The following is a 14,053-nucleotide window of genomic DNA, read 5'->3' on the forward strand; positions in this document are numbered from 1 at the left end:
GCTTACGGCAGCAGGGCCTCCCACGTGAGCTTGCCGACCAGGCCGTCGTCCTCGAGGCCCCTGCTCGACTGGAACGCCTTCACCGCCGCCTCGGTCTTCGGGCCGAAGTCGCCGTCCACGCGGCCCGGGGTGAAGCCGCGGTAGATGAGCAGCTCCTGGAGGTAGCGGATCTCGCTCGCGTCCGGGTCGTCGCGGCGCAGGACGCGGCGGCCGGTCGCGGGACCGCCCTCGACGTACTCCTTCACCTGCCGCTTGACGCTGCCACCGGTGGCGCCCGCGTCGGCTTCGCGGGGCGGGTCGATGCCGGCCGGGACGGGGGAGACGCCGAACGTCTGCTCGTACCAGGCGATCGCCGCCGTGGTCTTGGTGTTCGACTGCAGGATCGGGTCGGCGGCGGCCAGGTTGGCGATGTCGAGGTTCAGCCCGGTGTGGGCGTTGATGGCGGCGCCGTCCATGTCGTACAGCCCGGCGAGCAGGCGCGCGATCGTCCACCACTGCTCGCTGTGCCGCGACTCGTGGTAGATGGTGTCCATGTTCTCGACGGCCTCGCCGCTGTCCTGCGCCTTGACGTACAGGTCGCGGTTGACGGTGACGGCCCACGGCCGCCAGTCGAAGACGGCCCAGTTCGTCCCGGCGTCCCCGAACGCGATCGGCACGTACGGCACACCCGCGGCGGTGAGCTGCTCGTTGGCGGCGGCCGCCAGCGCGTCGAGCTGCTCCTGGGGATCCATGGAGCTGTGCGCCGTGCCGTAGGTGTCGTCGACGTAGTCGGCGATGCTCTCCTCGGACCGCAGCCCGTCGAGGTCACCGAACTGCGCCTCCAGCGCGGCCCACGTGTTCGCCCCGCACACGCCCTCGGGGTCGCCGATCATGTGGTCCTTCTGGTACTGGATGAGCGCGGCCTCGGTGATCGGCCCGAAGTCCCCGTCGATGTTGCCGACGGGGTAGTGCATGTCGCGCAGCATCTGCTGCAGCAGCCGGACGTCGTTGTTGTCGAAGTCGCCCTGCTGCACGGTGGGCCGGGTCATGGCGGTGTCCCCCTTCGTCGGGTTCGTCCACGATGACCGGCGCGACCGGCTGGTTTCCCTCCCGAATGGGCAGCCTTCCGGTCGGCGCCCGCCCGACTTCCGGCCGCGGGTCAGCCGAGGGCGGCGATCTTCTCGGCCAGCTCGGTGCGGTCGGTGACGGGGAGCACCGGCCGGATCCTGTTCACGTGCCTGCCGTCGGTGGTGTCGGTGACGAACCGGGCGACGGCCGCGGGCGGCGGCACCGCGTCGCCGACCAGGTACGCGATGACCACCGGGGGTTCGGCGGGGGCGGTCTCGACGGCGATGTGCCAGCCGAGCCGTTCGTCCCAGAGCAGCATGAGGTCGTGGTGGGGGTGGGCGACGGACCGCTCGTCCAGGGCGAGGTAGGCGGTGGCCGTGTCGGTGACCTCGTGGCCGGTGGCGTCCGCGGGCACACCGACCGCCGCGGCGACGCGCTGCACGTACCCGGCGAGGCGGCGGCTGAGGGGCACCGGCCTGCCCGCGGGGGAGTCGAGGCCGAGCATGTCCAGCAACGCGGTGAAGTCGCCGCGGTCGCGTGCGTTGCCCGCGACGGTGCGCACCGCCCGCTGTTTCTGGTCGTCGCGTTCCCGCTCCGCGCGGGTGCGGGCCGCGACGAACAGGGATCGAGGGGACGTCGGGGTGGTGGTCATCGTGCTCCTGCCGGTCGGTCGTGGTGGGGTGGCCGGCGGGCGGCCGGCGCGCCCCGGTCCAGGTCGGCCTGCCGCAGCCGGAACACCTGCGGCTCGAGCCCGAGGTACTTGGTGGTCTCGCCCGCCCGGGCCATGCCGTTGTGGCGGACGACGGAGGCGGCATGCGTGTTCTCGGTGCCGGTCGCGAGGTCGCGGACCTGGTCCATGACCGGGCTCAGCCAGCGCGCCACGTCGGGATGGCCGGAGACCTCGAGCGCGGCCGCCGCGTCGTCGACCTGCCACGGCCGCAACGTGAGGCGTTCGGTGGGCAGCGCGCTGACCGGTCCAGCGCGGAGGGAGTTCATCAATTGCTCGTTTCGTGGGCGGACGCGTTTCCGCCGGGAGAAGTGCGCCGAGGACGAGGCCGGCCCTGCTGCCGGTGTACGAGGTGCCGTCGGCGTCATCAACACTACAGGACGGCGCCGGGGGCGGGTGGCGCTCGCGCGCCGGGGCCGGGTGCGCAAAACGCGTTTCGCCTCGGGCGCCCGCCGGATCGACGGCCGTCGCTACCCGGTTTCCGGCCGGCCAAACTGCGCTGTTCGAGTGATCCGCAAAAGGTGTTCGTGCACGTTCCGGAACCGTATTCGGCCGGTCGGGCGCGTGACATTCGCTTGGTCCGATTATGACGATCGACACTGTGGATTCCCGGCATTCACGACGAGGATTGTCGCTGCTCGATGCGCAGTGTTCTGGGGTCGCGGTCGGCCGGTGGCCGGCGATGTGGGAGGGCAGTGGTGACGGCTGCGGCGAAGGAGGTAGCGCTCAGAACTTCACTGCGAGGACGGTAAGTCATGCGTCGTTGACGGCGCGGGCGGTAGGGCCCGCGTGTGAGGAATGACGACAGCACGTCGTGTTGGCGACAGCGGTCCCGGACGAGTCGCGTTCGTCCAGGGCCGCTGTTTGTTTGTCGCGGTGGCACGGTCCCCATTCAGCCACGGCTGAAAGAGGTGGCCGCGCCGCCGCGGCGCCCGGAGGCTGGGGTTTCGGAAAAGCCGGGTGTGAGCGGCGCGCAGCGAAAGGGAAAACGAAAATGTCCCGATTGGAAACGCTGGTCCTGGACGACGGGGAACGAGCGGCGACCGACGCGCTCGTCGACGAGGTGTTCGCCCAGTGGCAACCGTGGGACGCGCTCGCGTTCGCCGACGAGGCCGGTGCCGTCGCCCAGTACCTGCCCGCGCGGGTGCGGCGGTTCCTGGCCCGGGTCCGGATCGAACAGGCCGACGTCGCGGTCCTGTCCGGGCTGCCGTTGAGCGCCGACCTCGCGCCGACGCCGACGGGGTGGGAGATGGCGGCGAAGACGGCCGCCGGGCAGCGCGAGGAACTGCTGCTGCTGGTGTGCGCGGCCGCGCTCGGCGACCCGTTCGCCTGGTCCGACCAGCAGAAGGGCCGCATGGTGCACGACGTGTGCCCGGCGCCGGGACAGGAGCGTTCCCTCACCAGCGCCAGCAGCGAGGCCACCCTCTCCCTGCACACCGAGGACGTCCACCACCCCTGCCGCGGTGACTACGTCGCGCTGCTCTGCCTGCGCAACCCCGACGACGTGGGCACCACGTTCGTCCACGTCGACAGCCTCGACGTGCCGGAGGACAAGCGCGCCGTCCTGTCCGCCGACCGGTTCCGGTTCTTCGCCGACGACTCCCACGAGAACACCGAACTGGACCAGGAGGACGTGGCGGGCAGGCACGAGAACAGGTTCAGCATGGACGGCTCCGTGCTCTTCGGGCCCGCCGACTTCCCGTACCTGCGGATCGACCTCGACTTCGCGGCGGCCCGGGACGGGGACGCCGCCGCCGAGGAGGCGATGCGGGTCGCGTTCGAGTCGCTGCGCAGGTCCGTCGAGCGGGTCGTGCTGCGGCCCGGCGACCTGGCGTTCCTCGACAACTACCGGGTCGTGCACGGCCGCGAGCCGTTCAACCCCCGCTACGACGGGCAGGACCGCTGGCTCAAGCGGGTCAACCTGATCCGCGACATCCGCAGGGTGTTCGTGGAGACGCGGTCGCTGACCCGAGTCATCGCGTGAACGCCGAGTACCTGGGGCGGCTGCTCGCCGGGCTCGCGGAACGGCACCAGGTACCCGGCGCGCAGCTCGGTCTGCACCGCGACGGTCGGACCGTCCTCGCGGAGACCGGCGTCGAACGGTACGGCGGCGCGACGCCGGTCTCCCCCCGCTCCGCGTTCCCGTACGGGTCGGTCACCAAGGCGTTCACCGCGACCGTCGTGCTGCAGCTCGTCGCGGCGGGGGATCTCGGGCTGGACGACCCGATCGGGACGTACCTGCCCCGGCCCACCGACGTGGACCGCGTCGTCACACCCCGCCACCTGCTCAGCCACACCAGCGGCCTGCCGTGCGACGCCGAGGAGCCCGGCGCTGTCCGGAGCCTCACGCTGATGCACCCGCCGGGCACGGCCTTCTCCTACTCCAACGCGGGTTTCGTCCTCGCAGGCGCGCTGATCGCCGAGATCACGGGCATGACATGGCAGGACGCGGTCGAGACGTTCGTGCTGCGGCCACTGGAGATCGAGCCCGCGTTCTGCGCCGGCCCGTCGCGCAGGCCCGTGGTGCCCGGGCACTCGGTCCGGACGCGGACGGTGCCGGTCGAGCCGCTGTTCCCGGCGGCCGACGCACCCGCCGGGGCGCTGGCGGGCAGCGCCGCGGACCTGGTGGCGTTCGGGCGCGCGCACCTCGACGGGCGGCTGCCGCACAGCGGCAGGCTCGCCGACATGCGCACGGGCGGCGGGGACGGGACGCCCTACGGGCTCGCCGACGGCTGGGGACTCGGCCTGGCCCGCTTCCGCGCGGGGGACACCGACTGGTTCGGGCACGACGGCACCACCGACGGCACGACCAGCCACCTGCGGTTCGAGCCGCGCAGCGGCGTGGTGCTGGCGCTGACCACGAACGCGTCGTGCGGACTGGCCCTGTGGGACGACCTGCTGGCCGCCCTGGGGGACGCCGGGCTGGCGGTCGGCACGTACCCGTCGCCGAGGATCGCGGCGCCCGCGGTGGCCGAGGTCCCGGACTGCCTCGGCGACTACGTGAACGGGGACGTCCGCTACTCGCTCGTGCGCACGGCGGACGGCGCGGTGCGCGTCGACCTGGACGACGGGCTGCTGCGGGAGCTGACGTTCTACGAGGAACTGCGGTTCTGCGCCGAGTTCCCGGACGAACCGCCCGTCGCGGGCCGGTTCGTCCGCGACCCGGAGTCGGGGGAGATCGGGTTCATGCAGGTCGGTGGGCGGGTCGCACGGCGGAAGGCAGGTGTCTAGCGTGACCCACGGGACGTTGACCGGTCCGGCGAGCGGCACGCGCCCGGGAAACCCGGCGGACCGGTGCGTGCACGAGATCGTCGCGGAGCGGGTGGCGCGCACCCCCGGCCGCACCGCCGTCGCGTGCGGCACGACGCGGCTCGGCTACGCGGAACTGGACGCCCGCGCGAACCGGGTGGCCCACGCGCTCGTCGAGCGCGGCGCCGGGCCGGACACGATCGTCGGGCTGTGCCTGGACCGCGGCGCCGACCTCGTGGTGGCCGTGCTCGGCATCCTCAAGGCAGGCGGCGCGTACCTGCCGCTCGACCCCGCCTACCCGGCGGAGCGGCTGGACTTCATGCTGCGGGACAGCGGCGCACCGCTGGTGCTCACCAGCCGGGACCTCCGGGACCGGCTGCCCGTCCCGGACGCCGCGGTCGTCGCGCTGGACACCCTGGCCGGCACGGCCGCCGAGCCGCCCCGGGTGCGTGCGCACCCGCGCGGCCTCGCCTACGTGATGTACACGTCGGGCTCGACCGGCACCCCCAAGGGCGTCCTCGTCGAGCACCGCGCCGTGGTGCGGCTGGTGTGCGACACGAACTACGTCGACGTCACGCCGGACGACGTGGTGGCGCAGCTCGCGTCCGTGTCGTTCGACGCGTCGACGTTCGAGATCTGGGGCGCGCTGCTCAACGGCGGCTGCGTGGCGCCCGCGCCGCCGGGCGTGCCGTCGGTCGCCGAGCTGGGCGCGTTCCTGGCCGCGAGCCGTGCCACGGTCGCGTTCCTGACCACGGGGATGTTCAACGAGGTGGCCGACGCGGACGTGACCGCGTTCGGCGGGCTGCGCTGCCTGATCACCGGCGGTGAGGCGGCGTCGGCGAAGCACGTCGCGCTCGTGCGGGCGCGGTACCCGGAGCTGGCGCTGGTCAACGGCTACGGCCCCACGGAGAACACGACGTTCACCACGTGCCACCGGCTGCCCGCCGAGGTGCCCGCGACCGTCCCCATCGGACACCCCATCACCGGCACCACCGTGCACGTGCTCGACCGGCGGCTGCGGCCGGTGCCGCCGGGTGCCGAGGGGGAGCTGTACACCGGCGGTCTCGGGCTGGGCCGCGGGTACCTGAACCGGCCGGGGCTGACGGCGACCCGGTTCGTCGCGGCGCCGGACGGGGAACGCCTGTACCGCACCGGTGATCTCGTCCGGCGGCGGCCGGACGGGACACTGGAGTTCCTCGGCCGCGACGACGACCAGGTGAAGATCCGCGGCTTCCGGATCGAGCCGGGCGAGGTCGAGGCCGCGCTGCGCGGGCACCCCGGGGTGGCGGACGCGGCCGTGGTGGCGCGCACCGAGCCGTCCGGCCACAAGCGGCTCGTCGCCTACGTCGTCGGCCACGCGCCGGACCTGCGCACTTTCCTCGCCGAACGGGTGCCGGGCCACCTGGTGCCCAGCGCGTTCGTCACCCTGGACCGGCTGCCGCTCACCCCCAACGGCAAGGTCGACCGGCGCGCCCTGCCCGCCCCGGACGCCACCGCCGACGGGTACGCCGCCCCGGAGAACCCGGTCGAGGAGGCGCTGGCGGAGATCGTCGCGGAGGTGCTCGGCCGCGACCGGGTCGGCCGGACCGACGACTTCTTCGCGCTCGGCGGCGACTCGCTGCTCGGCGTGCGGGTGCTGTCGCGGGTCCGCGACCGGCTGCACGTCGAGCTGCCCGCGCGGGCGCTGTTCACCGCGCCGACCGTCGCCGGTCTGGCGGCCGGCATCGAGGGGAACCCGGCCGCCACGACCCCGATCACACCGGTGCCGAGGACCGGTGCGCTGCCGCTGTCCTTCGCACAGCAGCGTTTCTGGTTCGCCCACGAGTTCGCGCCCGACGCCGTCGAGTACAACGTGTGCGTCGGCCTGCGGCTGCGTGGCGAGCTGGACCGGGACGCGCTGGCGGCGGCCTGCCGCGAGCTGGTCGCCCGGCACGAGCCGCTGCGCACGACCTTCGCGACCGTCGCGGGCCGCGCCCACCAGGTGATCGGTCCACCCGGCCTCGCGCTGTCCACAGTGGATAGCGCAGACGTGGGCGCGTTGCTGCGCGACGCGGTGAGCACGCCGTTCGACCTGCGCCGCGGCCCCCTGTTCCGGGTGCTGCTCGCCCGCACCGGCGCCGACGACCACGTGCTGGTCCTCAGCATGCACCACGCGGTGATCGACGGCTGGTCCATGGGCGTGCTCGCCGACGAGCTGGGCGCGCTCTACCGCGCGGCACGCGACGGCGGACCCGCCGCGCTGCGACCGCTCACCGTCGGCTACCCCGACTACGCCGTCTGGCAGCGCGACCAGCTGGCCACCCTCGACGGGCAGCTGCGGTACTGGCGGGAACGGTTGCAGGGCCTCGCGCCGCTGGAGCTGCCGACCGACCGGCCGCGCCCGGCGGTGAAGACGACCGCGGGCGCCGCCCACCGGTTCACCATCCCCGCCGACCTGACCGACGAGCTGACCGCCCTGGGCCGCCGGTGCGGTGCCACGCTGTTCATGGTTCTCGTCGCGGCCTGCCAGGTGCTGTTCGCCCGCTACTGCCGCCAGGAGGACGTCGCGGTCGGCACCGCGGTGTCCGGCCGGAACCGGGCCGAGCTGGAGGGCCTCATCGGCTGTTTCGTCAACACGCTGGTGCTGCGCGCGACCGTGGACCCCGGCCTGTCGTTCACGGACTTCCTCGCGCAGGTCCGGGAGACGACGCTGGGTGCGTTCGCCAACCAGGACGTGCCGTTCGAGCGGCTGGTCGACGAGCTGTGCCCCGACCGCGACCCCAGCCGGACCCCGCTGGTGCAGGCGATCGTGGCCCTGCACAACGCGCCCGCCGGCCCGGTCGACCTCGACGGCCTCGTGGTCGAGGAGCTGGCGCTGCCGCAGGTGTCGGCGATCTTCGACCTGGACGTCGAGTTCACCGAGCGCGGCGGCGCGCTGCACACCGTCATCGAGTACAACACCGACCTGTTCGACGCGCCGACGATCGAGCGGCTGGCCGGCCACCTGCGGGTGCTGCTCGCCGCCGTGGTCGCCGACCCCGGCACGCCGGTGTCGGAGCTGCCGCTGCTCACGCCGGCCGAACACCGGCAACTGGCGGCGTGGAACGCCACCGCGGCGCCGTTCCCGGCCGACCGCTGCGTGCACGAGCTGGTCGCCGAGCAGGTCCGGCGGTCCCCGGACGCGATCGCGGTCGTGCACGGCGACGACCACCTCACGTTCGCCGAGCTGGACCGCCGCGCCAACCGGCTCGCCAACCTGCTCGTGGCCCGGGGCGTCGGCCCGGACGTGCCGGTCGGCGTGTGCACCGAGCGCGGACCGGGGTTCGTGGTCGCGCTGCTCGCGGTGCTCAAGGCGGGCGGCGCCTACGTGCCGCTCGACCCCGCGCAGCCCGCCGAGCGGCTGGCCTTCATCGTCGCCGACACCGGCGCGCCGATCGTGCTGACGGACACCGGGTTCGCCGGCACGGGTGCCGAGCTCGTCGGACTCGACGCGGCCGGGTGGCCCGACACCGCGCCCGACGCCGGCGCCGGGCCCGGCAACCTCGCCTACATCGTCTACACCTCCGGCTCGACCGGGCGGCCCAAGGGCGTCATGGTGGAGCACCGGTCGGTGGTCAACCTGTGCGCCTGGTACGCCCGGCACTACGCGATCACCCCCGCCGACCGCGGCGCGCAGGTCGTGTCCGCCGGCTTCGACCCGGTCGCGCTCGAGGTGTGGTGCAACCTCGCGGCCGGTGCGAGCCTCGCCGTGCCGGACGAGGACGTGCTGGCCGACTCGCGGGACCTCGCGCGCTGGTTCGCGCGGTACGGCGTGACCATCGTGCTCGTCCCGACCCCGCGGCTCCCCGACGTGCTGGCCGGACTCGAGTCGGTGCCCAACCGGATGCGGGTGCTCATGACCGGCGCGGACGTGCTGCGCACGCGGCCCCGGCCCGGTTCCGCGCTGCGGCTGGTCAACCACTACGGCCCGAGCGAGGCGACCGTGCTCGTCACCGGCGTGGACGTGACCCCGGAGCCCGCCGGAGTGCTGCCGCCGATCGGGGCGCCGATCGCGAACACCCGGCTGGCGGTGCTGGACCCGCGCGGCAACCCCGTGCCGGTCGGTGTGCCGGGCGAGCTGTACATCGGGGGCGCCTGCCTCGCCCGCGGGTACGTCGGCCGGCCGGACCTCACCGAGGAGCGGTTCGTCCCGGACCCGCTCGGGTCGGGGGAGCGGGTCTACCGCACCGGGGACGTGGTCCGGTGGCTGCCCGACGGCAACCTCGACTTCGTCGGCCGGGCCGACCACCAGGTCAAGATCCGCGGCCACCGGGTCGAGCCGGGCGAGGTCGAGACGGTGCTGGCCGGGCACCCGGACGTGGCGAAGGCCGTCGTGCTGGCCAGGGAGGACGTGCCGGGGCACAAACGTCTCGTCGCCTACGTCGTGCCCGCCGAGGACGCGGACCTCGACGGGGACGACCTGGCCGCGTTCGCGGCGCGGTCGCTGCCGGTCTACATGGTGCCCTCGGCGTTCGTCGTGCTCGGCGCGCTGCCGGTGACGGCCACCGGGAAGGTCGACCGCCTGGCCCTGCCCGAGCCGCGGGCGACCGGCGCCGACGGGCACGTCCCGCCCGCCGGTCCCGTGCAGGAGCGGCTCGCGGCGATCTGGGCCGAGGTGCTCGGCGTGGCCCGGGTCGGCGCCGACGACAACTTCTTCGCCCTCGGCGGCGACTCGATCCTCGCGATCCAGGTGGTGTCCCGGGCTCGGCAGGCCGGGCTGTGGCTGTCGTCGAAGGACCTGTTCCTCGCGCAGACGGTCGCGGCGCTGGCCGGCCGCGTCACCGTGGCACCCACCGCGGCCGAACAGGCCCCGGTCACCGGGGACGTGCCGCTGACCCCGATCCAGCGGATGTTCTTCGCGCGGATCGAGCACCCGGGCGCCTTCCAGCAGCACCTGACCGTGGAGCTGGCCGAACCCGTCGACGAGGACGCGCTGCGTGCCGCCGTGGCCGCGCTGCCCGCCCGGCACGAGGCACTGCGGATGCGGTACCCGGGCGGCAGGCAGGTCGCCACCGACGACGAGCGCGTGGTGTTCGACCGCGGGGAGCCCGCACTGTCCACGATGGACATCGCGGACGGCCCGCTGCTCAGAGCCGTGCTGCACGGGAACCGGCTGCTGCTGGCGGTGCACCACCTCGTCGTGGACGGGGTGTCGTGGCGGATCCTGCTCGAGGACCTCGCGACCGCGTACCGGCAGGCGAGCGCGGGCACCGGGATCGACCTCGGCGCCCGCACGACCTCGTTCCCCGAGTGGGCGCGGCGGTTCACCGCGCACGTCGCCGCGGGCGGGTTCGCGGCCGAACGCGACCACTGGGCCGACGTGGTCCGGCAGGCGGACCCGTCGGTGCCGCTCGACGGCGACGGCCCGAACGACGCCGGCTCCACCCACACCATCCACACGCGACTCGACGAGGAGACCACCCGCGCGCTGCTGCGCGGCACCGAGATCACCGACGTCCTGGCGGCCCTGCTCGGCCGCGTGCTGACCGGCTGGACGGGCCGCGACCGCGTCCTGGTCAGCGTCGAGGGCCACGGCCGGGAAGAGGTGGTGGACGGGGTGGACCTGACCCGCACGGTCGGCTGGTTCACCACCTCGTACCCGGTCGTGCTGACCGGCGGCCGGGACGACACGCTCCGCGCGGTCCCCGGTCGTGGTCTTGGCTACGGCGCGCTGCGGTACCTCGACGGCGCGTTCGCCGACCACCCGCACCCGGCCGTCAGCCTCAACTACCTCGGCCGGTTCGACGACCCCGGTGACGGCCCGTTCCGCGCCGTGTCCGAGCTGGGCCTGCACCAGCACCCCGCGGACACGCGGCTGTCCCAGCTCGACGTGGTCGGCGCCGTGCGGGACGGGCGGCTGGAACTCACCTGGTACTACTCGGAGAACCTGCACCGGCGGTCCACGGTCGCGCGGCTCGCGGGCGAACTGTGCGCGGCGCTGGAGGACGTCGCCGCCCCGGCGAGGTCGCTCGCCGCACCCGGTGTCGAGGACGCGTACCCACTGACCCCCACGCAGACCGGCATGCTGTTCGACGCGCTGACGGCGCCCGGCCGCTACCTCGCACAACTCGACCTGGTGCTCGACGAGGTGCCCGACCCCGAGCGCCTGGCGCGGGCGTGGCAGCACGTCGTGGACCGCACCCCGGTCCTGCGCACGGCGGTGGCGTGGCGCGACCTCGACCGTCCACTCCAGATCGTGCACCGCGCCGTGCGCCTCCCGGTCACGGTCCACGACTGGCGTGCCGTGCCGGACGTCGACGGGCGGTGGCGGGAGCTGGTGGCCGGCGACCGCGCCGCGGGCACGGACCTGGCACGCGCGCCACTGACCCGCCTGACGATCGTCCGCACCTCGGACCGCCAGGTCCGCGTGCTCTGGACGTTCCACCACGTCCTGCTCGACGGGTGGAGCGCCTTCCACGTGCTGAACGACGTGTTCGCCGGCCACGACGGCCGGGCGGGCAATCCCGCCCGCCGCCCGTTCCGCGACTACGTGGACTGGCTGCTGGCGCGGGACGAGGCGACCGCGCGGGAGTACTGGCGTACCGCGCTCGCCGGGTTCCGCACGCCGACCCGGCTGCCGCAGGACCACGCGCCCGCGCGCCACCAGCCCCAGGCGACGGAATGGCTGGACGTCGACCTGCCCGACGAGTTGTCGCGACGGCTCGCGGAGTTCGGGCAGCGCAACGGGTTGACCGCCAACACCCTCGTCCAGGCCGCGTGGGCGATCCTGCTGTCGACCTACTCGGGCGAGCAGGACGTGTGCTTCGGCGCCACCGTGTCGGGCCGGCCGGCCGACCTGCCCGGCGCGGGCGACATGGTGGGCATCTTCATCAGCACGCTGCCGGTGCGCGTGCCCGTCGACGGCCGGCGCGACGTGCTGTCCTGGCTGCGTGACCTGCAGGCCGGACAGGCGCGGGCGCGGCAGCACGACAACCTCTCGCTCGCGACCGTGCGGTCGTGCGCCGCGGTCGAACCCGGCCGCGCCCTCTTCGACAGCATCGTCGTGTTCGAGAACTACCCGGTCGACCGGCGGCCCGCCGACAAGCCCGGGGTGCGGCTGCGGGAGGCGAGTGGAGTCGAGGTCACCGGCTACCCGCTGAACCTCGTCGTCTACACCGGTGAGCGGCTGTCGTTCGTCGTCCGGTACGACCCCGGCCTGTTCGAGGCCGGCACCGTGCGACGGCTCGCCGACACCCTCACCGTCGTGCTGGACGGGCTGGCCCGTGACCCCGGCCGGCCACTCCACTCGCTCCCGCTGGCCGGCCCGGCCCAGCGCCCGGTCGTGGACGACGTCCGCTCCCACCCCGCGTGCGGGGTGCCCGAGCTGTTCGCGGAGCAGGTGCGGCAGACCCCGGACGCGGTCGCCGTCGAACACGGCGGCGAGCGGCTGACCTACGCCGAGCTGAACGCGCGCGCGAACCGGCTGGCGCACCGGCTGATCGCGCGCAGCGTGCGGGCCGAGTCGCGGGTGGCGACGCTGCTGGACCACACGGTCGGCGCGGTCGTCGCCGTGCTCGCCGTGCTGAAGGCGGGCGGGGTGTACGTGCCGCTGCACCCCAGCAACCCCGGTGCGCGCAACCGGCTGATCGTCCGCGAGACCGGCGCGGTGCTGCTGCTCACCGACCGGGAGATCGACATCGGCGTCGGCACGCTCGCGGTGGACGACGAACCCGGCCTCCCGGACACCGATCCGGGGCGGGTGATCGAGCCGGACCGGCTGGCGTACGTCATGTTCACGTCCGGCTCGACCGGCACGCCGAAGGGAGTCGCGGTCACCCACCGGGGGATCGTGAGCCTGGCGCGGGACCGCAGGCTGCGCACGCACGAGCGGGTGCTGTTCCACTCGCCGCAGGCGTTCGACGCGGCCACCTACGAGCTCTGGACACCGCTGCTGTCCGGCGGCACGCTCGTCATCGGCCCCGCCGACCTCGACGCCCGGCACGTACGGGCGCTCGTCGCCGAGCACCGGCTCACCGCCGTGTTCCTGACGACGGCGCTGTTCAACGCGCTCGCCGACGAGCAGCCGGACTGCCTCGCCGGGGTCCGCGAGGTGTGGACCGGCGGGGAGACGGCCGCGCCGGAGGCGTTCACGCGGGTGCTGGCGGCGTGCCCGGACACCGAGGTGGTGCACGTCTATGGGCCCACCGAGGACACGACGTACGCGACGTGCCGGCCGGTGACCGCCGCGCAGGCCCGCACGGGGGTCGTCCCGATCGGGCTGCCGATGGACGACACGCGGGCGCACGTGCTCGACCGGTACCTGCGGCCGGTGCCCGCCGGGGTGACCGGCGAGCTGTACCTCGGCGGCAGCGGCCTGGCCCGCGGCTACCTCGGGCGTCCCGGCCGGACCGCGGAACGGTTCGTCGCCGACCCGTTCGGTGCCGGCGAGCGCCTGTACCGCACGGGCGACCTGGTCCGGTGGGGGGCCGAGGGGGACCTGGAGTTCGTCGGCCGCGCGGACGGGCAGGTGAAGATCCGCGGGTTCCGGATCGAGCCGGGCGAGGTGCGGGCCGCGCTGCTGGCCGAGCCGTCGGTCAGCGCGGCCGTGGTCGTCGTGCGCCGCGAGCACCTCGTCGGGTACGTGGTGTCCTCGGCGGAGGCGCCGCGGCTGCGGGCGTCGCTCGCCGAACGGCTGCCGGACTACCTGGTGCCGTCGGACATCGTGGTGCTGGACCGGTTGCCGCTCAACGCCAACGGCAAGGTCGACGTGGCCGCCCTGCCGGACCCGGTGGTGGCGCGACCCGAACCGGACGCGTACGTGCCGCCCCGCGACCCGACCGAGGAGGCGCTCGCGCGGATCTGGGCGGAGCTGCTCGGCGTGGAGCGGGTCGGCGTCGACGACGACTTCTTCGCGCTCGGCGGTGACTCCATCGTCAGCCTCCGCGTGGCGTCCCGGGTGCGCCGCGGCTTCGGCGTCGACGTGTCACCCCGCGCAGTGTTCGAAGCCCCGACCGTCGGCGCCCTCGCCGCGCGGGTGCGTGACCTGATCCTGGCGAAGTTCGAGAACTGACG

6 protein-coding genes are annotated in these 14,053 nt (G+C 74.2%); 3 read left to right on the forward strand and 3 right to left on the reverse strand.

The window, feature by feature from the left end; all coding sequences use genetic code 11:
* Nucleotides 1-2: 2 nt before the first annotated feature.
* From ACYQ77_RS10365 to ACYQ77_RS10375, 3 genes are all read right to left on the reverse strand, one after another.
* Complete coding sequence (locus tag ACYQ77_RS10365) at nucleotides 3-1,028, reverse strand: peptidoglycan-binding domain-containing protein (RefSeq protein WP_459709823.1); 1,026 nt, start codon at nucleotides 1,026-1,028, stop codon at nucleotides 3-5.
* A 110-nt stretch (nucleotides 1,029-1,138) separates the two neighbouring features.
* Entirely contained in the window at nucleotides 1,139-1,699 is a 561-nt protein-coding gene (locus ACYQ77_RS10370; protein ID WP_459709825.1) for a DUF6292 family protein, read from the reverse strand.
* A complete protein-coding gene (locus ACYQ77_RS10375) occupies nucleotides 1,696-2,043 on the reverse strand; it encodes a hypothetical protein (protein WP_459709826.1) in 348 nt (115 codons plus the stop codon). Before ACYQ77_RS10375 ends, ACYQ77_RS10370 begins: the two co-directional genes overlap by 4 nt.
* Nucleotides 2,044-2,768: 725 nt before the next feature.
* Here ACYQ77_RS10375 and ACYQ77_RS10380 point away from each other — a divergent pair.
* From ACYQ77_RS10380 to ACYQ77_RS10390, 3 genes are read left to right on the forward strand one after another with little or no spacing between them, the layout of a single operon-like run.
* Complete coding sequence (locus ACYQ77_RS10380) at nucleotides 2,769-3,758, forward strand: TauD/TfdA family dioxygenase (RefSeq protein WP_459709827.1); 990 nt, start codon at nucleotides 2,769-2,771, stop codon at nucleotides 3,756-3,758.
* Entirely contained in the window at nucleotides 3,755-5,005 is a 1,251-nt protein-coding gene (locus tag ACYQ77_RS10385) for a serine hydrolase domain-containing protein (RefSeq protein WP_459709828.1), read from the forward strand. The genes ACYQ77_RS10380 and ACYQ77_RS10385 overlap by 4 nt, the downstream gene beginning before the upstream one ends.
* Before the next feature lies 1 nt (nucleotide 5,006).
* Nucleotides 5,007-14,051 (forward strand): amino acid adenylation domain-containing protein, encoded by a 9,045-nt coding sequence (locus ACYQ77_RS10390; protein ID WP_459709830.1) that lies wholly within the window; start codon nucleotides 5,007-5,009, stop codon nucleotides 14,049-14,051.
* Nucleotides 14,052-14,053 lie beyond the last annotated feature (2 nt).

It is taken from the genome of Actinophytocola sp. KF-1 (assembly GCF_054661535.1).